The organism is Acidovorax sp. ST3 (assembly GCF_003231145.1).
Lineage (GTDB): Bacteria > Pseudomonadota > Gammaproteobacteria > Burkholderiales > Burkholderiaceae_C > Acidovorax.
Genome location: NZ_QKVP01000004.1, coordinates 225,904 through 246,031, shown reverse-complemented (window position 1 = coordinate 246,031; position 20,128 = coordinate 225,904). Strand labels below are relative to the sequence as shown.

Genomic DNA, 20,128 nt, shown 5'->3' with positions numbered 1-20,128 from the left:
GGACGCCCCGACTGCTTGCATGGGCGCGAGCCCATGCGGCGCATCCGAAACATCCACTCATCCCGATTGCGCGCCAACGCGGCATCGAATAAGCGGTAAACACGTTCTTATCATGGTTGAATTTTCTCTCTGGGACATCCTGCGCAACCTGCTGCTCGCAGGGCGCTGGACGGTGTCCCTGTCCCTTATCGCCTTCATTGGTGGCGGCCTGGTGGGACTGGTGCTGCTGGTGCTGCGCCTGTCCAAAGTGCGTGGCGTGGACCGCGCGGTGGGCGCCTATGTGCAGGTGTTCCAGGGCACGCCGCTGCTGATGCAGCTGTTCCTGGCCTACTTCGGCATTGCGCTGTTCGGTATCAAGACCTCGCCGTGGACGGCTGCTGCGGTGGCGCTCACGCTCTACACCAGTGCCTACCTCACAGAGATCTGGCGCGGCTGTGTGGCCTCCATTCCCAAGGGGCAGTGGGAGGCCGCGCAGAGCCTGGCGCTCAACTTTGGCGAGCAACTCCGCCATGTGGTGCTGCCGCAGGCACTGCGCATTGCGGTGCCGCCCACGGTGGGTTTTCTGGTGCAGGTGATCAAGGGAACGGCGCTGGCCTCGGTCATCGGCTTTGTCGAGCTGACCAAGGCGGGCAGCATGATCTCCAACGCCACCTACCAGCCCTTCCTCGTCTACGCCTGCGTGGCGCTGCTGTACTTTGCCCTGTGCTTCCCCGTGAGCCTGGTGGCGCAATCGCTTGAAAGGAAACTCCATGGCAACCGCCGTTGAAACCACCCCGGTCCCCGCGCACGACGGCATCGTGGTGGGCGAGCCCCCCATCGTGGACATCACCGCCCTGCGCAAGTCCTACGGCAGCAACGAAGTGCTCAAGGGCATTGACCTCAAGGTGCAGCGCGGCGAAGTCATCGCCATCATCGGCAAGAGCGGCTCGGGCAAGAGCACGCTGCTGCGCTGTGTGAACGGGCTGGAAGAGTTCCAGGAAGGCGCGCTCAGCGTCAACGGCCAAAAGCTGCTGCACGACAGCCCCGCAGCCATGCGCGCGCTGCGCCAGCAGGTGGGCATGATCTTCCAGAGCTTTAACCTGTTTCCGCACCTCAGTGTGGGCCGCAACATCATGCTCGCGCCCACGCTGGTGAAGGCCCGCGACGCCAAGGCCGCCGAGGCGCAGGCGCGCCAGCTGCTAGCCCGCGTGGGGCTGGCCGAAAAGTTTGACGCCATGCCCGACCAGCTCTCGGGCGGCCAGCAGCAGCGCGTGGCCATAGCCCGCGCGCTGGCCATGGAGCCGCAGGTCTTGCTGTGCGACGAAATCACCTCGGCGCTGGACCCCGAGCTGGTGGGCGAAGTGCTGCGCGTGGTCGAGTCACTGGCGCAGGAAGGCATGACGCTGATGATGGTCACGCACGAGATGGCGTTTGCCCGCAAGGTGAGCGACCGCGTGATCTTCATGCACCAGGGGCGGGTGCACGAGCAAGGCGCACCTGCTCAGCTGTTTGGTAGCCCGCAGACGCCGGAACTGCAGCAGTTCTTGTCGTCGTTGCACGACTGAAATCGATCTGTCGCTGTTCGTACGCACAAAGGCCTGCCCGCGCCCTGGAGTTCCAGCGCGGGCAGGCTTTGCATTTTGGTAGTTGCGCCTACTCAGGCCTCTGGCTCAGGGCAGGCAAGCGGGGGGGCAGGGTCAGGACTGCACCCCCTTGTCGAATTCTGCGCGGGACAGCGATCCGTTCTTGTCCGTATCGAGTTCCTTGAAACGTTGGCTGATGGCTGGCAGCGTGGCGGCCTCTTGCGCGCTCAATTGGCCGTCCTTGTTGCTGTCGGCCTTGTCAAAGGCGGCGGCCGCTGCGGTGGAGACGCCGCCACTGCTGGGCCCCACCGAAAAACCTGAGCCTGACTGTGCAGTGCCCTTGCTCGCAGGGCCAAATTGGGGGGGCGACAAGGTGGAGGGAGTTTGTGCCTGCAAAGCCCCTGCACCCCCCAAAGAGAGTGCAGCGAAGAGCATCACGCTGCGGGTGTCGAACGAGTAGTTGCGTCGTTGCAGTGCTTTCATGAAGCGAAGCTCCTTTGAAGTTGAACAGGCTTGCATTGCACCGCAGCCAGCGGCCCCACGCCAGCACTCTTGCCTGCTGTTGCCTCGCTCTACATTTGCCTGCGCTGTGTAACGCCGCGGCCGTGTTTTGTGTCTGGGCGCGCTGCGGATGTAGCCAAAAGTAGGCGCAAACCAGGGCCTCGTTCCGCGCTGCGCCCTACGCGCCGGGACGATGGGGGGATGACCGGCAGGCCCGTGCGTGTCCTACAGCGTCTGCCCGCACTCCTTCCAACAATGAATCGCATGTGTCCTCCGGGATGCTGTTGTTCAACTTCCACCAAGGAGCCATTCCATGCAAAAGCAAACCGTTCTCGCCGCACTCGCTGCCTTCGCCTGTACCGCCGCACTGGCCCAGGCACCTGCCAACAACACGGCCCGCCCACCCTCTGAAGTGAACCCCACGGCATCGGGCGGTGTGGCAGCCTCTGCGGCCCAGAACAAGGTCGACCAGCGTGCCAGCCGCAGCACAGCGGCTCCCGCTGACCCCGCTGCCGGCAATGGCCGTGCAGCCCCCGTGGCAGAGATCAACCCCAGCGCAGCCGGCGGCAAGGCCGCTGCCAAGGCCGATATGCGCGTGAACGCGCGGCTGATGGACACCAATGGCGACGGTATGGTGTCGCGTGCTGAATGGGATGCCTACCACGCACAGGCGTGGAACCAGATGCAGCCCACCAACACGGGCGTGTCCACGGCAGACATCGATAAGCTGAACCGCACGTCGGCAACCCACTGATAACCCCGGCGGCTTCGCTCGCCAACTGTGGGGAAACCTGTGGGGAAACTTCTCCACGCCCCAAAGCGCCCCTACGTCCCGCCGCGCAGGGGCGCTTTGGCGTCTCGACCGTGCGGGCAAAAGGGGGATGGCCGGTCGGGGGACAATCCGGCATCTTCCGTTCGCTCACCCGCACCCATTCACATGGCCAACCGACTTTCACAGATCGCCACGCGCACCGGCGACGCCGGCACCACCGGCCTGGGCAACAACCAGCGCGTCTCCAAAAACAGCCTGCGTATCCACGCGATGGGCGATGTGGACGAGCTCAACTCCCACATCGGCCTGCTGCTGTGCGAGCCCATGCCCGATGAAGTCCGCACCCTGCTGGTCGAGGTGCAGCACCAGCTGTTCAACCTGGGCGGTGAGCTGTCTATCCCGGGCTTTGAATTGCTCAAGGCCGAAGCCGTGCTGGCTCTGGACGAAGCCTTGGCCCACCACAACGCCGCGCTGCCGCGCCTGCAGGAGTTCATCCTGCCCGCAGGCACGCGCGCCGCATCGCAAGCGCACATCTGCCGCACCGTGGCCCGCCGCGCCGAACGCGCCGTCGTCGCTCTGGGCAACGAAGAGGCGCTGAACGACGCGCCACGCCAGTACCTCAACCGCCTCTCCGACCTGATGTTCGTGCTGGCCCGCGTGCTCAACCGCATGGATGGCGGGGATGACGTGTACTGGAAAAGCGAGCGCTTGGCGCAGCAGAATGCTACTGAATAAATAGCGGTTAGCGCATATTCATCTAGCGCTTGGAGCCGATTTCATCAAACAACACCTCCAGCTTTTGCCACGGGCGCGTTGCCAGACCAGGACCGCCGCGCAAGGGCCGCCCCGCCGCGCTGGCGGTGTCCCCCTTCCCGGAGCGCGCTAGAGATGCGAGAGAAGGGGGAAGCGGCGAAGCCGCTCAGGAGGGGGATGACCCCTACCGGGGGGCAAGGATCGCCATGGTGAGGCGTGACACGCAGGTCAGCTCGCCCGCTTCATTGTGCAGATCGATGTGCCACACATGCGTGGTGCGGCCGATGTGTACCGGCTTTGCAGTACCCGTCACCCAGCCGCTGGTCGCAGAGCGCAGGTGGTTGGCGTTGATGTCCAGGCCCACGGCGCGGTAGCCCTCGGGCAGGGCGTAGTAAGCGCCGGTGGAGCCCATGGACTCGGCCAGCACCACGCTGACGCCGCCGTGCAGCAGGCCAAAAGGCTGGATGGTGCGGTGGTCCACCGGCACGCGGGCGCGCAGAAAGTCGTCACCCACCTCGACAAATTCGATACCCAGGTGCTCTACGGCGGTGTTGCGGTTGGCGGCCTTCAGCAGGGCCAGGTCGATGGGTTTCTTCCAAATGGGCATGGTGTTCACGGGGCAGGGCCAAGTCAGTGCAAGCCACAGATTGTGCCAAGGCCCGTGGCGCCGCCCTGTGCCGCAGGCGCCTAGGAGCCTGTCCGACTTGGAAGTCGTCGGCTGCGAATCGGCCGCAGCGGTCCATTTTTTACCGTCTTTTTGCCCCATAGCTGGGCTATGGGTCTGCAAATCCGGCAAAAACTGTCCTCGCTGGGGCCCATTCTCGCTATCGACGCTCCAAGTCCGACAGGCTCCTAGCCTCAGCCCACAAACTTCCCGTTGGCGCCCATCACCCCCAGGTCCAGAAAGCGCGAGCCCACGTATGGCGCGCCGCTGGCGTAGTCGATGGACAGGCCGCCCAGGTCGTTGCTACGGATGCCTGCGAGGGCGTTGCGCAGCTTGGCGCGGGTCAGGTCGCGGCCGGCGCGCTCCAGGCCCTCGGCCAGCACGCGGGCGTTCACATAGCCTTCAAAGCTGCGGGCCGAGAACTCCTGGTAGCCCAGTGCGCGCATGGCCTTCTGGTAGTCGCGCACCACGGCAAAGCTGGTGCGGGCTGCGTCGGGCAGCACCATGGACAGTGCAATGCCCGAGGCCTTGCCGCCCAGCTGGCGCAGGTTGTCGCCCGACAGCGCCACGCTGGTGGCGGCCAGTGGCGTGCTGGGCGAGACTTTCTTGAACTCGTTGACCAGCGTGGCGGTGATGTCGCCCGCCGTGCCCAGCAGCACGGCGTTGGGCTTGGCGGCCACGGCCTTGCCCACCACGTCGGCCACCTGGGCGCCTTGGGCGTCGAGCTTGAAAGCCTTGGGCGCGGGCTGCTTGGCGGCCGCCATGGCCTTGCTCACATCGGCCAGAAACTCGCGGCCAAAGGCGGTGTCCTGGTACACGACGGCCAGCTCGGTGATGCCCATGGACACCAGCTTTTGGGCCAGGCGCTGGGCTTCATCGGTGTAGCTCGCGCGCACGTGGAACACCGAGCGGTACTCGGCCTTGCGCAGCGAGGTGGCGCCGCTCTGGGGGGCCACATAGGGGATCTGCGCCTCGTCCACCAGCGGCAGGATGCGCTGGTTGTTGGCCGTGCCCATGCAGGAGATCAGCGACACCACGTTGGCATCGGCAATCAGCTTGCGCACGTTGTCTTCCGATCGCGCGGCGTCATAGCCGTCGTCCAGGGCCAGCAGCTTGATTTCGCGGCCGTGGATGCCCTTGGCGTTGGCCTGCGCAATGCCCGCATCCAGCCCCTGCTTGAGTTCCTTGCCCAGGCTGGCCAGGGCGCCGGTGGTGCCCAGCGAGCAGCCAATGGTCACGCTCTTGGCGTCCATGGGGTCTTGCACGCCCACGGCGCGCGACGAAGTGGCAAGCAGCAGGCCGGTGCTGGCGGCCACGAGGGATTGGGTGAACTGACGGCGTTGCATGGTCATCAAGAAAACTCGCAGGCAAAAATGCCACCAGCCCCGGACAGGGGCTGGTGGATGTTGAACAGGGGAGGTTGTGAAACCTAGGGTTAACCCTGATTTTATCTGCCCAGGCTGCCAATTGGCTGTCAAAGGCCTGCGGGCTCTGGGGTGAGAGCCGCGCCCTCTCACGCCCCTCACGCCCTTCGCTCTTTACCCCGCGCTGGCAGGGCCTGCAGGCGCGCGCATGCTGCCCGTCTCCACGTACCGCTGGTGCCACGACAGCGCCTCGTTCAGCAGGTGCGGCGTGTGCTGGCCCACGGCGCCGCGTTTGGCGCGGGCCACATAGTCGTGCAGCGCGGGCCGGAAGTCCGGGTGCGCGCAGCGGTCGATGATGATTTCGGCGCGCTGCGAGGGCGAGTGCCCGCGCAGGTCGGCCAGGCCTTGTTCGGTGACGAGGATCTGCACATCGTGCTCGGTGTGGTCCACATGCGAGGCCATGGGCACGATGCACGAGATGCTGCCGTTCTTGGCCAGCGAGGGCGTCATGAAGATCGACAGATACGCATTGCGCGCAAAGTCGCCCGAGCCGCCAATGCCGTTCATGATGGCCGAGCCCATCACGTGGGTGGAGTTCACGTTGCCGTAGATGTCGGCCTCGATCATGCCGTTCATCGCGATCAGGCCCATGCGCCGGATCAGCTCGGGGTGGTTGCTGATCTCCTGCGGACGCAGCACGATGCGCTGCTTGTAGTAGTCGATGCGGTCGTTGAAGTCCTGCATGGCGGCCGGGCTCAGCGACAGCGCCGTGGCCGAGGCGCTGGCCAGCGTGCCCGAGCGCAGCATGTCCAGCATGCCGTCCTGCAGCACCTCGGTGTAGGCCGTGAGGTTCTCGAACGGGCCGTTGTTCAGCCCCGCCAGCACCGCATTGGCGATGTTGCCCACGCCCGACTGCAGCGGCAGCAGGTCTTTGGGCAGGCGGCCCTTCTTCACCTCGTGCTGCAGGAACTCGATGATGTGCCCTGCGATGCGGTTCGAGGTGTCGTCGGGCGCGGCGTACACGCTGTTGCGGTCGGGCTGGTTGGTCATCACCACCGCAATCACCTTGCTCGGATCGCAGCGCAGGTAGGGCTCGCCAATGCGCTCGTCGGGCCGCGTCATGGGGATGGGCTTGCGGTGCGGCGGCCGGTCGGTGCCGTAGTAGATGTCGTGCATGCCCTCTAGCTGCGGGTTGTGCCAGGCATTCACCTCCAGGATGATTTTGTCGGCCTGGTCCAGCCAGGTCTTGTTGTTGCCCACCGAAGACGACGGGATCAGCCGCCCGTCGGGCAGCACGCCCGCCACCTCGACCACCGCCACATCCAGCTTGCCCAAAAAGCCAAACCACACAAACTGTGCCACATGCGACAGGTGGATGTCCACATACTGCATCTGCCCCGCATTGATCTGGCGGCGCACCGTGGGGTCGGACTGGTAGGGCAGGCGCATCTCGATGCCGTCCACCTGCGCGAGAGCACCGTCCAGCTCGGGCGCGGTGCTGGCCCCTGTCCACAGCCCGATCTTGAAACCATGGCCCTGTGCGTTCAGGCGCTCGATGCGGCGCGCCAGCGCGCCGGGCACGGCCTTGGGGTAGCCCGCGCCGGTGAATCCGCTCATGCCCACATGGGCGCCGGCAGGGATCAGGGCGGCCGCCTCGTCGGCGGTCATGGTGCGGGAGAGAAAGTCGGGGTACAGCACCCGATCGGCCAGGGACATGAACAAACTCCGCAAAAAAGAAAAAGGCCACCCGCCCGGTGAGCGGATGGCCCTGTGGACAAAACCCAGGATGCTAGCCTTCGTTCCTTACAAATTAAGGGTTAACCCTTACAAATGCCATCAGGCCGGGCCACATCCACAGATTACGCCGCTTTGCGGTTGAGCAGTGCGTAGAGCAGGATCGCACCAAAGGTGGCGGTGCCGATGCCGCCCAGCGCAAACTGGCCGAACTTGAGCGTGAAGTCGCCCGTGCCCAGGATGAGGGTGATGGCCGCCACGATGAGGTTCTTGTTCTGCGAAAAGTCCACCTTGTTGTCCACCCAGATCTTGGCGCCCGCCACCGCGATCAGGCCAAACACCACGATGGACACGCCGCCCATCACCGGCAGCGGAATGGTCTGGATCAGCGCGCCGAACTTGGGAGAAAAGCCCAGCACCAGCGCAAACACGCCGGCCAACAGGAACACGGCGGTGGAGTAGATCTTGGTCGCCGCCATCACGCCGATGTTCTCGGCATAGGTGGTCACGCCCGTGCCGCCCGCGCTGCCGCTGACCATGGTGGCAATGCCGTCGCCGATGAATGCGCGGCCCATGTAGCGGTCCAGGTTCTGGCCGGTCATGGCCGTCACGGCTTTCACGTGCCCCAGGTTCTCGGCCACCAGGATGATGGCCACGGGTGCAATCAGCAGCATGGCATTGCCGCTGAACACCGGCGCGGCAAAGTTGGGCAAACCAAACCACGCGGCGTTGGCCAGTGCGGTCAGGTCCACGGGCTTGCCCAGGCCCAGGCCGTTGGTCAGCACCGCGTAGATGATGCTCGCCACGATCAGGCCCACCAGAATCAGCAGGCGCTGCACCATGCCGCGCGTGAGCACGGCCACCAGGCCCACGCTCACAAAGGTCACCACCTGCATCCAGCTGTCAAAGTTGCTGGCCGCCATGTTCTTGATGGGGATGCCCGCCAGGTTCAGTCCGATCACCGCCACCACCGAGCCGGTGACCACGGGCGGCATGAAGCGCTCGATCCAGCCCGTCCCGATGGCCTGCACCAGCGCGCCGATGAGCGTGTAGACCAGCCCGCAGGCGATGATGCCGCCCAGCGCCACGCCGATGTTGGCGTTGGCTCCCTGGCCCGCATAGCCCGTGGCCGCAATCACCACGCCGATGAACGCAAAGCTCGACCCCAGGTAGCTGGGCACCTTGCCGCCGGTGACGAGGAAGAAGATCAGCGTGCCGATGCCACTCATCAGGATGGCCACGTTCGGGTCAAAGCCCATCAGGATGGGCGCCAGCACCGTGGCGCCAAACATCGCAATCACGTGCTGCACGCCCATCACCGCCGTCTGCGGCCAGGGCAGCCGCTCGTCCGGCGCGATCACGCCGCCTTGTTGCAACACCTCAGCGCTTTTCACGCGCCAGTTCATGAATCCCATCTTGTTGGTTCCTTGTTGTTGAGGCGCGAATGCTAGTGGATGGGGATGGCCTTGCCGTGAACCTGCGCGTCAGTTGCCAGGCGTCCACCCGCTTTGTGCCGGGTTAGCATCTGCGCCAACCTCTGCTCTGCCTGCCACAGGCACCGCCGCCATGCACCCTCAGCCGTCCTGCCCCTCTTGCCGCCAGCCCATGGAGGCGCACCGGTTCACCAGCAACCAGGGGCACACGCTGGAGCTGGACATTTGTTTTGCCTGCCAGGGCCTATGGTTTGACCGGCACGAAAACCTCAAGCTCTCGCCCCAGTCGGTGGTCGAGCTGTTCCGCCTGCTGCACGAGCACCGTACCGACCAGCACCAGCCCTTGGCCGAGAGCATGGCCTGCCCGCGCTGCAACACCAGCCTGACCAAAGGCTTCGACGTGGTGCGCAGCGGCCGCTACATGATCTACCGCTGCGGGCGCCAGCATGGCCGCTTTAGCAGCTTCTCGTCCTTCATGGTCGAAAAGGGCTTTGTGCGCCACATGACGCGCCCCGAGATTGACGACCTGGCACAACGCGTGGGCGCCATCTACTGCACCAGTTGCGGCGCGCCCGTGGACATCCGCAAGGACCACGCCTGCCCCTATTGCCGCGCCGCGTTCTCCCTCATCGACCCCCAGGCCGTGGTGCGCGCCATGGAGGGTTATGCCGCCGCCAGCGCCAAGGCACCGGTGGCGCCGGCATCGCCCGTGGACATTGGCGACGCCCTGGTGGCCCTGGAGCGCGACCGCGCCCGGGCCGAGCGCGAGCGCCAGAAGCGTGCGTTCACCACGGCCAGCAGCGATGCCAGCGACAACTCGTTCACCGGCGATCTGCTGGCGGCCGGGGTGGCGCTGGTGTGGGCGCTGATGAAGGACTGAGAACGTGAACACGTGCTGAGGGGCCCGCCAGCGTATTGACATACCGCAGTACGCGCTGCGGTCATTCACGACAGACTGGGGCCGACCCTTCAGAATGGTCGCAGGCCCTTGCCCTGACCTTGGGCCCCCGCATCCCACCCAACCGTGGCGCCCGCTGCCACCGGAGGAGCGCCCCGTGCCGCAGTCCCTTGCCCGACGCCGTGTTGTCCGACCGCCGCGCAGCGCTGCGCCATCAGAGGGCGCGACCCGTTGTACTGTCAGCCTGCCGTTGCAGCGCGCGCAGCTGCCCCCCGTCCCCAGCACCCTGCTTATCCCGTTGGCGGCGCGTGCCCATGGGGGCCGCTATTTTCCCTGGCTGGACTGCCATGATGCCGTGGCCCCGGCGCTGCTGGCGCAGATGGATGCCGATGTGAGCGGTACCCTGGACGACCTGCACACGGTGCTGCACGTGCTGTGGCGCACCCGGGCCATTCAGGAGGCGGGGCGCGCCTTTTTTGCCACGCACACGCAGACCCTGGGCGTCAACCTGGGGTGTGGGCTGACCCACTATTTCCAGTGGCTGGACGGGGGGGCCAACCAGTGGCTCGATGCCGACCTGCCCGAGGTGATGGCGCTGCGCCGGCCGCTCTTACCGCCGCCGTGCCCGCGCATGCGCCACGCCGATCTGGACCTGTCACACCCCGGCTGGTGGCAGCGGCTGGGGCTGCACACGCAGCGCAGCGCCACGCCGGTGCTGCTGGTGTGCGAAGGTGTGCTGATGTACCTGCCGCCCGCGCAGGTGCACGCCGTACTGGCCGAGTTTGCGCAGCACGCGCCGCCGGGCTCGCGCATGGTGCTGGACGTGATGACGCGCCGGGCCGTGGGCTGCGCGGCCCGCCACGCTAGCGTGCGGGCCACGGGTGCGGAGTTTCGCTGGGGCGTGGGCCGCATGGCGGAGCTGGAGGCCGTGCACCCGCGCCTGCAGTTGCTGCGCGAGCAAAGCGTGGCGGAGGGCTATGGCTGGCCGGGCATTGCCATGGACTTGCTGTTGCGCCCGTGGCTGGGTGCACCGCTGTATGGCCTGGCGACGCTCGGAATCAGGGAATGAAGTCCCACTGAGTCGTCTTTGGCGAATTGGCCGCAGTGTGCTCCACCCGTTACCCGCACTGCGTCAGTTGAAGGGTAGGGCGCGGCTACGGCCTCAGCGCCAGTGCGCGCATCCATTGGGGTGGCTGGCCCGTCAGCTGCCCCACGATGGCCGCCTGCAGTGGCGGCAGGCGCCGCGCCCCCTGCAGCACCAGCTGGCGCAGCAGGCGCGGCACCGGGCGGGCGTCGGTGTACAGACGCACGATGGCGTTGGTGCCCTGGTAGATAGGCCAGGCGTGGCGGTGGTGGCCCTGGGCGTAAGGGGTCAGTGCGTCGGCGCTGCCCATGTCCTGCCCGCGCTGGCGCGCACTCACCAGCGCGGCCGTGAGCCGTTCCACCCCCGCCAGGCCCAGGTTGTAGCCATGGGCTGTGACCGGGTGCATGCCCACGGCGGCGTCGCCCAGCAGTGCGCAGCGGTGGCCTGCAAAACGTTGCGCATACACAGCCACTAGTGGGTAGGCATGGCGTTCGCCCACCAGCGCCATCGCCCCCAGCCGGTCGTTGAACTGGGCCTGGACCTGAGCGGCAAAGGCTTCGGGGCTCTGGGCCATCAGCGCCGCCGCGTCGGCCGCGCCCGCCGTCACCACGACCGAGCACAGCGCGCGCCCCTCTTGCGGGTCATCGGGCAGGGGCAGCACGGCCAGCGTGCAGTCGTAGCCAAAACACTCGTGCGCCACGTTGCCGTGGGGCAGTGCGTGGCGCATGCGGCAGACGATGACGGTGCGGCCAAAGTCACTCATCTGCGCGCCGATGCCCAACTGCCGGCGCGTGGCCGAAAAGCGGCTGTCGGCGGCCACCAGCAGCGGGGCCGTCAGGCGCTGGGCTGGCGCCCCAGCGGTACCGGCCGGCACATAGTCCAGCTCTGCATGCCCGGCCAGCGTGGCTGCGCGCGTGACCTGGGCCTGGGTGACGATTTGAACCCCCGGCGTGCGCGTCGCCACGGCGTAGGCGGTGCGGCGCAGCGCATGGTTGGGCACGATGAAGCCCAGCGCGCCGGGCGCTGCACCCTCCGGGGTCTGCGGGGTGCTCAGTTGCAGCGCGCTGTGCTGGCCCAGCGGGCCGTCGTGTACCTGGGCTTCGCAGATAGTGCCCACCTCATGCGCGGCCAGCAGGCCCCAGCTGCCCAGGCGCTGCAATGTGTCGCCACTGGGGTGGGTCAGCGCGATCTCGCGGCCGTCCGGCGCGGGCGCGGCCAGCGCGCTGTCGCTCTGCTGCTCGACCACGGTGGCGGTGAACCCGGCTTGCGCCAGGGAGGTTGCCAGCGACAGGCCCGCCGGGCCTGCGCCGACGATGAGGACGTCGCTGTGGTGGGTGGTCATGGCGGGAGGAATGCAGGGTGACAAGGTGCCCGCCCCGGGACGGGGGGCCGCGCGCCATTGTGGGCGGGCGGGGTGGGGCACGCTTTGCCCTGCGTCAAGCCATGGCGTGGTGGTGCTATATAAACAATAGCTACTCAGGCATGTGGTTCTAGCGCCTGGGGGCTAAAACAATCGAAACTCAGTCTCTGGCTGCCTTGCGCGGGGTTTTGCTGGACTTCTTTTTGGCCGGGCCTGCCTTCTTGCCGCGCAGGTGCAGCACCCAGGTGACCAGCAGCCACAGGTAGCCCGCCGGGATGCTGTACGCCGCAAAAGCCGCCAGCGACAGTGGAGATGCGGTGATGGAGCGCGGGTTGGCAATGGTCTCCAGCAACTGGCGCGTGCCGGTGCCCAGCGTGGGCGTGGCGTGCTGGCTGCCCGAGCGGGCCATGAGGGCGCCCATGAAGGTGAAGAACTCCATCAGCAGCGCGCCGATCAGAAAGCAGGCCAGCAGGGCCATCAGCTGTGCAAACGCCCGCCGGTTGCCCTTGGCCAGGAACACGATGGCCGACACCAGCCACAGCGCGGGCAACAACAGGACCAGGGCGGGCCAGGCGGACAGGAGAGTGGACATGGGAGACACGGCAGGTAGCAACAGGCAGCAGGGGCCGCTGGTGCGGACACCAGCGATTCATCGGCAGGGCGCCTCCAGGAAGGCGCTCGAGTGCGGATGATAGAGGCTGCCTGTCACCGGCTGATTCCGGCGGGTCGCGCGACCCGTCTGCCACCACCGGCCGACGCTTACGCCGCCACAAAGTCGGCCACGGCCTGCAGCACCTCCGCCTGCTGCAGGATCTTGCGGTGCCCCAGCCCCTCAGTGGCCAGCAGCGCGGCACCCGGAATGTGGTCGCGGTAGGCCTCGCCGTCGGCAAAGCGGTTGATGCGGTCGCCCCGGTCGTGCACCACCAGCGTGGGCAGTGCAATGCGCGGGCCCACGGCCGGGGGCTCGAACTGGCGCATCAGGATGCCCTCGCGCGCCTCGATGCGCCGTTGCATGGCGGCGCGGGTGCGTTCGGACAGGCCAAACACCTGCGCGAACAGGCGCGTGTATTCGTGCGGCGAGGTGGGCGGCGCCAGCAGCACCAGCCGCCCGGTGGCCAGGCCCCGGCTGGCCGCATGGGCCGCTGCGTTGGCCGCCAGCGAATGGGCCACCACGGCGTGGGGCGCCGAGTCCTGCGCGTGCAGGCGGGCGGTGGCGTATTCGATGGCACGGGCGAACTGCGGCAGGTTGCTCACGCGGCCCCGGCTGCCGCCGTGTGCGGGCAGGTCCACCAGTACCGGGCGCAGGCCGCGCGCGGCCAGGGCGTCGGCCAGCGGCAGCATCTGGCGCGCATGCCCGCCCCAGCCGTGCAGCAGCAGCACCGTGGGGCCGTGCGGCTGGGCCTGGGGCAGGTACAGCGTGATCTCGGCGTCTTCAAACGCCAGGCGCTCCGTGCGCCAGTGGCCCGGTGGCACGGCGCTGCGGCCCGGTTTGCGCAGAGGCAGGGGCGTGCCAAACAAGCGGTAGGCCGCGCGCACGGCCAAGGTGGGCCACAGGCGTTCGGCCGTGCCCAGCGCCACACGCAGCAGGCGCATGCCGGGGTGCTCGCCGTAGAAGCTGGACGTGGCCTGCAGCGCGGCGGATGGGGAGGTGTTCATGGTGGGGCTCCAGGAGGGAGATGGGGGTAGATGGGGGAGGTGGACCGGGCGGACGGTCAGTAAAAGATCCAGTCCCGGTTGCTGCGCGGGAGGCTGGTGAGGGTGCTGCGCAGCGACCGGATGGCGCCCACTGCGGCCGCGATGGCGGCGATGCCCAGGATGATCAACATGGTGGTTCCTTTCTTCGCACGGTTGTGCGAAATTGGGACATAAAAAACAAGAGCACTCCCTGGCACACCACCGCGTATCAAGCGGGGGAGGGGAGGTAACTCTTGACGAGGCGCGCCCAGGACGCCTCGGTGCGTGCCACTGCCTGCGGATCGCGCAGGAAGCGAACGTCGTGCAACAAGCCCATGATCAGGCCATAGATCTCGCCCACCAGCTGGTCGGGGGATGTGTCGGCCGCCAGGTGCCCGGCCTCGATGGACTGGATCACGGTGCGGCGCAATGCGGCGCGCCAGCGGGTGATTTCAGCGTGCAGCAGGTCGCGCAGCTCGCCCTCGCGGTCGTCCAGCTCGAAGGCGCCTGCGGTGTAGATGCAGCCCGTGAAGGCCTCCACGTCGCGCGTGCGGGCAATCCAGCGGCGCAGGATCTCCTGCAGGCGCGGCAGGCCCTTGGGCTGCTGCATGGCGGGTACGAACACATCGGCCAGAAAGCGGCGGCCAAACTCCTCGATCACCGCTTTTTGCAGCGCCTCGCGCGAGCCGGCCCGCGAGAACACGCCGCTCTTGGACAGGCCCACGCGGTCTGCCACGGCCTGCAGCGTGATCGACTCCAGCCCCTCGGCCGCAGCCAAGTCCAGCGCCGCGCCGACGATGGCGGCGCGGGTGAGTTCGGCTTTCTGGGTTTTGGCGTCCATGGGTGCAATTTAGCACGATTGTGCGAAACAGGGCAATCCCCGCGCTGTCAACCGGGCGACGGGTGTGGCTGGCCTCTGCCGGGCGCCGCTGGTACGCTGCGTCGCCATGGAGACAACACACAACACCCCGCCCTACATTCCCCAGATCCGCCTGTACCAGAACTGGCTGCGCGACCAGCGCGGTCTGCAGTTCGACAGCTACGACGCGCTGTGGCGCTGGTCCACCACCGACCTTGACGCCTTCTGGCAGAGCATCTGGGACTACTTCCAGCTGCAGTCGCCCACGCCCCACACGGCCGTGCTGGCAAAGAACACCATGCCCGGCGCTTTGTGGTTCCCCGGTGCGCAGGTCAACTACGCACGCCAGGCGCTGCGGCATGTGGATGCCGCCCACGCGGCGGGCCTGCCCGCCATCATCAGCCGCAACGAAAAGGGCCAGCACCGCGAGCTGAGCTGGCCCGAGCTGCGCCGCCAGGTCGCGTCGCTGGCGCTGCACCTCAAGGCCCAGGGCGTGTTGCCCGGCGACCGCGTTGCGGCCTACCTGCCCAACGTGCCCGAGGCCATGATCGCCTTCCTGGCCACGGTGAGCATCGGCGGCGTGTGGAGCATCTGCGCGCCGGACATGGGCACGCATGCGGTGCTCGACCGCTTTCGCCAGATCGAGCCCAAGGTGCTGATCGGCGTGGACGGCGTGAGCTATGGCGGCCGTGACCACGACCGCCGCCCCGTGCTGGCCGAGCTGCGCGAGGCCCTGCCCAGCGTGCAGCACGCGGTGCTGCTGGGCAATCTAAATGCTTCTGTTTCGATAGCTGGCTGGGCAAGCTGGACGAACGCTACCGCCCGAAATGATGCAGAAACGGCTGCCTTCGAGCCGATGTGGCTCCCGTTTGACCACCCCCTGTGGATCGTCTACTCCAGCGGCACCACCGGCCTGCCCAAGCCCATCGTGCACGGCCACGGCGGCACGGTGCTGGTGGCGCTGCAGCTCAAGGTGCTGCACAACGACATCGGCTGCAGCTACGAGGCCAACAGCTTTGGCGAGCGCTACCACTGGTACAGCTCCACCGGCTGGGTGATGTGGAACGCGCAGCTCAGCGGCCTGCTGTCGGGCACCACCTGCGTGATCTATGACGGCAACCCCGGCGGCAGCAAAGAGAACCCCGATTGGGGCGTGCTGTGGCGGTTTGCGGCCGAGACGGGCGTGACCTTCTTTGGCGCGGGTGCGGCGTTCTTTGCCAACTGCATGAAGGCGGGCATCACGCTCAGCGCCTTTGGCGACCTGACGCGCATCCGCGCGCTGGGCACCACGGGCTCGCCGCTGTCGCCCGAGGTGCAGCAGTGGGGCACGGCGCAGTTTGAAGCCATCGGCACCCATGACATCTGGTGGAACAACATCTCCGGGGGCACCGACTTTTGCGGAGCCTTCATCGGCGGCAACCGCGAGATGCCGCAAGTGCCGGGCGAGATGCAATGCCGCATGCTGGGCGCGGCCGTGGAGTCGTGGGATGCCGAAGGCCGCCCTGTGCAGGATGCGGTGGGCGAGCTGGTCTGCGCGCAGCCCATTCCATCCATGCCGCTCTACTTGTGGGGCGACAAGGACGGTTCGCGTTATCTGTCGAGCTACTTCGACATGTACCCCGCAGGCCACGGCCGCCAGCCCGGCGGTGGCGACGGCCCCGCCAGCATGGGCGCGGTCTGGCGCCACGGCGACTGGCTCAAGATCGGTGCCAACGGCGGCTGCGTGATCTATGGCCGCAGCGACGCCACCATCAACCGCCACGGCCTGCGCATGGGCACGAGCGAGATTTACAGCGCGGTGGAGGCGCTGCCCGAAGTGCTAGACAGCCTGGTGGTGGACCTGGAATACCTGGGCCGAGAGAGCTACATGCCGCTGTTTGTCGTGCTGCGCCCGGGCTACGCGCTGGACGATGCCCTGCGCGCGCGCATCAACGGCGCCGTGCGCACGGCACTGAGCCCACGTTTTGTGCCCGACGACATCTTTGCGGTGGCCGAGGTGCCACGCACCTTGAGCGGCAAGAAGCAGGAGCTGCCCATCAAAAAGCTGCTGCTGGGCCAACCCATCGAAAAGGTGGTGAACAAGGACGCGATGGCCAACCCGGGGTGCTTGGACTGGTATGTGGCGTTTGCGGCGCAGCGGGCGAGTACGCTGCAAAAATAATAGCTGCTAGCGCTTATTCAATAAGCGCTAGAGCCTTGTTTGGATGCAAGAGTGAGTGCGGCGCCGAGGCGTGCTGCACCCCAGGGGGTCAGTCCAGCTTCGCGCCCGATGCCTTGATCAGCCGCTCCCACACCGGGCGCTCCTTGTTCATGGCCGCGGTGAACAAAGCCGGTGAGCTCTTTTGCACGTCAAAACCCATGGCCGTGATGCGCTGGGCCACATCGGGATGCTCGGTGGCTTTGCGCACCTCGGCCGCAACGCGCTCCAGGATGGCGGGCGGGGTGCCTGCGGGGGCGCCAAACGCCAGCCAGCCCGCCACGCGGTAGGCCTCATCGTTCAGGCCCTGTTCGCCCAGCGTGGGCACGTTGGGCAGCGTGCCCATGCGGCGCTCGCCGCTCACGCCAATGGCCTTGAGCTTGCCGGCATCGATGTGCGCTTTGACCTGCAGTGCGCTCGCAAAAGCAATCTGGATCTGCCCGCCCAGCAGGTCCTGCACCATGGGCGCTTCGCCCCGGTAGGCCACGTGGCTCATGTCGGCGTTCTGCGACTGGCTCATGTACGCGCCGGCCAGGTGCGGGTAGGCGCCCGTGCCGTACGAGCCATAGGCCACCTTGCCTTTGTTGGCGGCGATGTACTTCAGCAGCTCGGGCCCCGTGGCCACGGGCACGCTGGGGTGGGCCACCAGCACCAGGGGCGCGATGGCGATCTGGTAGATGGGCGCGATGTCTTTCTCGGGGCTGTAGGGCAGCTTGGTGTACAGGAACTGGTTGGTGAGCATGGAGTTGCTCAGCGCCAGCAGCAGGGTGTAGCCGTCCGGCGCGGCCTTGGCCACCGCGTCGGTGCCGATGATGCCGGCCGCGCCGGGCTTGTTGTCGATGACCATGGGCTGGCCAAGACCCACGGCCATCTTCTCGGCCAGCACGCGCGCCAGCACGTCGGTGGCGCCGCCGGGGGCGAAGGGCACCACCACCTTGATGGGCTTGTTGGGGTAGGCAGCCTGCGCCCAGGCGGCGGTGCCGGTGCAGGTGGTGGCAGCGGCCAGCGCGGCGGCGCCGAGCCAGGAACGGCGGGTGAGGGCGTGGAAGGGCATGGGTTTGTCTCCTGTCATGGTTATAAAAATCACTCAGCGGGCTCCGCGATGCATGGTGGCGGGCCGGGGCCTGGCTGTCACGCCATGGGCTTATGCGGTCTGGGGGCTCCCTGCGGCGGGGGCGCTGGTGATGCGCACGGTGAGGGGCAGGGGCGCGAGCACTTCGTGCAGGCGGGCCTGCAGCGCGTCTGCGTCAGGGCCTGGGGCCACGGTCACGCGCACGGCGTTGTCGCCCTCGGGCTGCACCTGGGGGCGGGGGCTGCCTGGGGCTTCTGCGCACACGCCATCGACCAGTGCTTGCACCGTGTGGCAGGCCGCGCGCTGGCGCAGCTCGGGCTTGTAGATCTTGCCCACGTTGGTCACGGGCATGGTGTCCAGCACCTGTACCCAGCGCGGGCGGGCCACGGCCTCGTCCACGCGTTCGGCGGTGAAGGCCATCAACTCTGCTTCGGTCACCTGTTCGCCGGGCCGCAGCGTGGCGTACACCACGGGCAGCTCACCCGCATAGGCATCGGGCGCGCCCACGGCGGCGCACAGCTGCACGGCAGGGTGGGCGCCCAGCGCGTCCTCGATCACCTTGGGGTCGATGTTGTGGCCGCTGCGGATGATGAGGTCTTTGGAGCGGCCGCTCAGGTGCAGGCGGCCCTGGTCGTCCACAAAGCCCAGGTCGCCCGTGGCCAGCCAGCCTTCGTGCGTGAAGGCCTTGGCCGTGTCGGCCGCGTCCAGGAAGCCCGAGAACAGGTTGGGCGACTGGAACAGCACCATGCCCGGCTGGCCCGGCGGCAGGTCCTGGTCTGACGAATTGCCCTGCGCATCCAGCGCCACCACGCGCAGTTGGGTGTAGGGCAGCCGCCAGCCCACGCAGCCTGCGGGCGCGTTCACGCCGGGGGGCGTGATAGTCGAGATGCCTGCCATCTCCGTCATGCCCAGGCTTTCGTGGATGTGCAGGTTGAACAGGCGCTCAAACCGCGCCGCCAGCTCGGGCGCCAGGATGGCCGCACCGGTGCGGCAGTAGCGCAGCGTGGAGATGTCGGCCCCGTCCAGCGGCACATTGGCCAGCGCTGCCAGCACCGTGGGCACGGCCGAGAGGTAGGTGCAGCGGTAGCGCTCCACCAGCCGCCAGTAGTTGGCAATCACCTCGCGGTTGCGGAAAAGGCCGGTGGTGGGGATGATGGTTTCCACCCCCGCCGACAGCGCCGCCAGCGAGCCCGGCAACACGCCCGCCACGTGGAACAGCGGGTAGCCGTTGATGCCCACGTCCTCGGGTCGTATGCCCTGCATCTGCACGCTGCCCCAGGCGGTGAACACCTGCGCGCCGTGGCTGTGGCGGGCCAGCTTGGGTGCGCCGGTGGTGCCGCCGGTGTGGAAGTACGCGGCGATGTCCGTGGCTGCGATGCGGCGGCCGCTCACCAAGTGGTCGCCCGGGTGCTGATGGCGCGCGGCCAGGTCCAGCACGCCAGCGGGCAGGGCGGGCGCGGCTCCCGGCGCCTCATCGTGCGGGGCCACGCGCAGAACGGTGGTCAGCGTGGGCACCAGGACGCGCAGGCGCAGGGCCTTGCTCCAGTAGCCCAGGTCGCCCTCGCCGCCGTAGGCAATAAGCACCTTGGCGCGGGCCAAGGTCATCATGGCCGCGATCTTCTCGTCGGTGAGCATGGGGTTGAGCGGCTGCACGATGCCCGCCGCTTCGCCGCCCCACAGCGCCAGGTGGTATTCGAGGCAACCGGGCAGCAGCACCGCCACGGCGTCTGCAGGCCCCACGCCCAGGTGGTGCAGAAGGTTGGCCGTCTGGTGGATGCCGGTGAGCAGCTGCGCGTACGACCAGCGGATGGGCTCGGCTGCCGGGTCGGCGGTGGGCAGAAAGGTCAGCGCCGTTTTGTCGCCAAACGCTGCCGCCGAGTTCACAAAAATCTCGTAGGTGCTCTGCACCGGCAGCGCCTCGGCCAGGGGGCGGGCTTCGATCCGTTCCACGTCCTGCAGGCTGCGCACCGGGGCACCGGGGGCAAAAGGCAGGTGGAGCGGGGGCATCTGAGGGAGGCGCATGGCGTGTCTCGGGTCTTATCTCGGGTCTTGTGGGGGAGGTCGGGTCGGTCACAGGGCGGATGCGGCATCGTCCTACCCTGCCGCGCCCGCCGCGTGGCCACAGTCTGTCTGTGTGTCCGCGCAAAAGCAGTCACGCAGATGTCAGAGAGGGTTAACGATCCCCTGCGGTGCGGCACACC

18 protein-coding genes are annotated in these 20,128 nt (G+C 67.4%); 7 read left to right on the top strand and 11 right to left on the bottom strand.

Annotation, left to right across the window (positions count from 1 at the left end; translation table 11 throughout):
• The first annotated feature begins 112 nt into the window (after positions 1-112).
• Together DNK89_RS13810 and DNK89_RS13805 are read left to right on the top strand one after the other, a co-directional pair.
• Complete coding sequence (locus DNK89_RS13810) at positions 113-766, top strand: amino acid ABC transporter permease (RefSeq protein ID WP_110960567.1); 654 nt, start codon at positions 113-115, stop codon at positions 764-766.
• The gene (locus DNK89_RS13805) at positions 750-1,544 is read left to right on the top strand and encodes an amino acid ABC transporter ATP-binding protein (protein WP_110960566.1); all 795 of its coding nucleotides are present in this window, start codon (positions 750-752) and stop codon (positions 1,542-1,544) included. Before DNK89_RS13810 ends, DNK89_RS13805 begins: the two co-directional genes overlap by 17 nt.
• A gap of 132 nt (positions 1,545-1,676) precedes the next feature.
• Here the strand turns inward: DNK89_RS13805 and DNK89_RS13800 are convergent, their stop codons facing one another.
• On the bottom strand, positions 1,677-2,045 hold the full coding sequence (locus DNK89_RS13800) for an EF-hand domain-containing protein (RefSeq protein ID WP_110960565.1): 369 nt from the start codon (positions 2,043-2,045) through the stop codon (positions 1,677-1,679).
• A 331-nt stretch (positions 2,046-2,376) separates the two neighbouring features.
• On the opposite strand from DNK89_RS13800, the gene DNK89_RS13795 reads away from it, so the two are divergent.
• Both DNK89_RS13795 and DNK89_RS13790 read left to right on the top strand, forming a co-directional pair.
• Positions 2,377-2,817 (top strand): hypothetical protein, encoded by a 441-nt coding sequence (locus DNK89_RS13795; protein ID WP_110960564.1) that lies wholly within the window; start codon positions 2,377-2,379, stop codon positions 2,815-2,817.
• A gap of 183 nt (positions 2,818-3,000) precedes the next feature.
• Positions 3,001-3,570, top strand: coding sequence for a cob(I)yrinic acid a,c-diamide adenosyltransferase (locus tag DNK89_RS13790; protein WP_015011964.1), 570 nt, complete (start codon positions 3,001-3,003; stop codon positions 3,568-3,570).
• Between the two features lie 202 nt (positions 3,571-3,772).
• Here the strand turns inward: DNK89_RS13790 and DNK89_RS13785 are convergent, their stop codons facing one another.
• The 4 genes from DNK89_RS13785 to DNK89_RS13770 form a co-directional block, all read right to left on the bottom strand.
• Complete coding sequence (locus tag DNK89_RS13785; RefSeq protein WP_015011965.1) at positions 3,773-4,195, bottom strand: hotdog fold thioesterase; 423 nt, start codon at positions 4,193-4,195, stop codon at positions 3,773-3,775.
• 251 nt (positions 4,196-4,446) lie between these two features.
• Positions 4,447-5,598: an ABC transporter substrate-binding protein gene (locus tag DNK89_RS13780; protein ID WP_110960923.1), complete on the bottom strand. Its 1,152-nt coding sequence runs from the start codon at positions 5,596-5,598 to the stop codon at positions 4,447-4,449.
• Positions 5,599-5,790: 192 nt separating this feature from the next.
• On the bottom strand, positions 5,791-7,332 hold the full coding sequence (locus tag DNK89_RS13775) for an acetyl-CoA hydrolase/transferase family protein (protein ID WP_110960563.1): 1,542 nt from the start codon (positions 7,330-7,332) through the stop codon (positions 5,791-5,793).
• Positions 7,333-7,475: 143 nt separating this feature from the next.
• On the bottom strand, positions 7,476-8,765 hold the full coding sequence (locus DNK89_RS13770; RefSeq protein ID WP_110960562.1) for a solute carrier family 23 protein: 1,290 nt from the start codon (positions 8,763-8,765) through the stop codon (positions 7,476-7,478).
• Positions 8,766-8,916: 151 nt separating this feature from the next.
• On the opposite strand from DNK89_RS13770, the gene DNK89_RS13765 reads away from it, so the two are divergent.
• Both DNK89_RS13765 and DNK89_RS13760 read left to right on the top strand, forming a co-directional pair.
• Entirely contained in the window at positions 8,917-9,663 is a 747-nt protein-coding gene (locus tag DNK89_RS13765) for a zf-TFIIB domain-containing protein (RefSeq protein WP_110960561.1), read from the top strand.
• 175 nt (positions 9,664-9,838) lie between these two features.
• Positions 9,839-10,750 carry a class I SAM-dependent methyltransferase gene (locus DNK89_RS13760; RefSeq protein WP_238990812.1) on the top strand — a complete coding sequence of 304 codons (912 nt, stop codon included), beginning with the start codon at positions 9,839-9,841 and terminating at the stop codon, positions 10,748-10,750.
• Between the two features lie 85 nt (positions 10,751-10,835).
• On the opposite strand, the gene ubiM is transcribed toward DNK89_RS13760, so the two are convergent.
• From ubiM to DNK89_RS13740, 4 genes are all read right to left on the bottom strand, one after another.
• Positions 10,836-12,107, bottom strand: coding sequence for a 5-demethoxyubiquinol-8 5-hydroxylase UbiM (gene ubiM / locus DNK89_RS13755; protein ID WP_110960560.1), 1,272 nt, complete (start codon positions 12,105-12,107; stop codon positions 10,836-10,838).
• A 178-nt stretch (positions 12,108-12,285) separates the two neighbouring features.
• Positions 12,286-12,717, bottom strand: coding sequence for a hypothetical protein (locus DNK89_RS13750; protein WP_110960559.1), 432 nt, complete (start codon positions 12,715-12,717; stop codon positions 12,286-12,288).
• Between the two features lie 167 nt (positions 12,718-12,884).
• Positions 12,885-13,781: an alpha/beta fold hydrolase gene (locus DNK89_RS13745; RefSeq protein WP_110960558.1), complete on the bottom strand. Its 897-nt coding sequence runs from the start codon at positions 13,779-13,781 to the stop codon at positions 12,885-12,887.
• Between the two features lie 247 nt (positions 13,782-14,028).
• Positions 14,029-14,640 carry a TetR/AcrR family transcriptional regulator gene (locus DNK89_RS13740; RefSeq protein WP_056057057.1) on the bottom strand — a complete coding sequence of 204 codons (612 nt, stop codon included), beginning with the start codon at positions 14,638-14,640 and terminating at the stop codon, positions 14,029-14,031.
• Positions 14,641-14,746: 106 nt separating this feature from the next.
• Here DNK89_RS13740 and DNK89_RS13735 point away from each other — a divergent pair, with 106 nt between their 5' ends.
• The gene (locus tag DNK89_RS13735) at positions 14,747-16,819 is read left to right on the top strand and encodes an acetoacetate--CoA ligase (protein ID WP_110960557.1); all 2,073 of its coding nucleotides are present in this window, start codon (positions 14,747-14,749) and stop codon (positions 16,817-16,819) included.
• 88 nt (positions 16,820-16,907) lie between these two features.
• Here the strand turns inward: DNK89_RS13735 and DNK89_RS13730 are convergent, their stop codons facing one another.
• Together DNK89_RS13730 and DNK89_RS13725 are read right to left on the bottom strand one after the other, a co-directional pair.
• The gene (locus tag DNK89_RS13730; RefSeq protein ID WP_110960556.1) at positions 16,908-17,909 is read right to left on the bottom strand and encodes a tripartite tricarboxylate transporter substrate binding protein; all 1,002 of its coding nucleotides are present in this window, start codon (positions 17,907-17,909) and stop codon (positions 16,908-16,910) included.
• Positions 17,910-17,999: 90 nt separating this feature from the next.
• Positions 18,000-19,949, bottom strand: a complete 1,950-nt coding sequence (locus DNK89_RS13725; RefSeq protein WP_110960555.1) for an acyl-CoA synthetase — start codon at positions 19,947-19,949, stop codon at positions 18,000-18,002.
• Between the last annotated feature and the right edge of the window lie 179 nt (positions 19,950-20,128).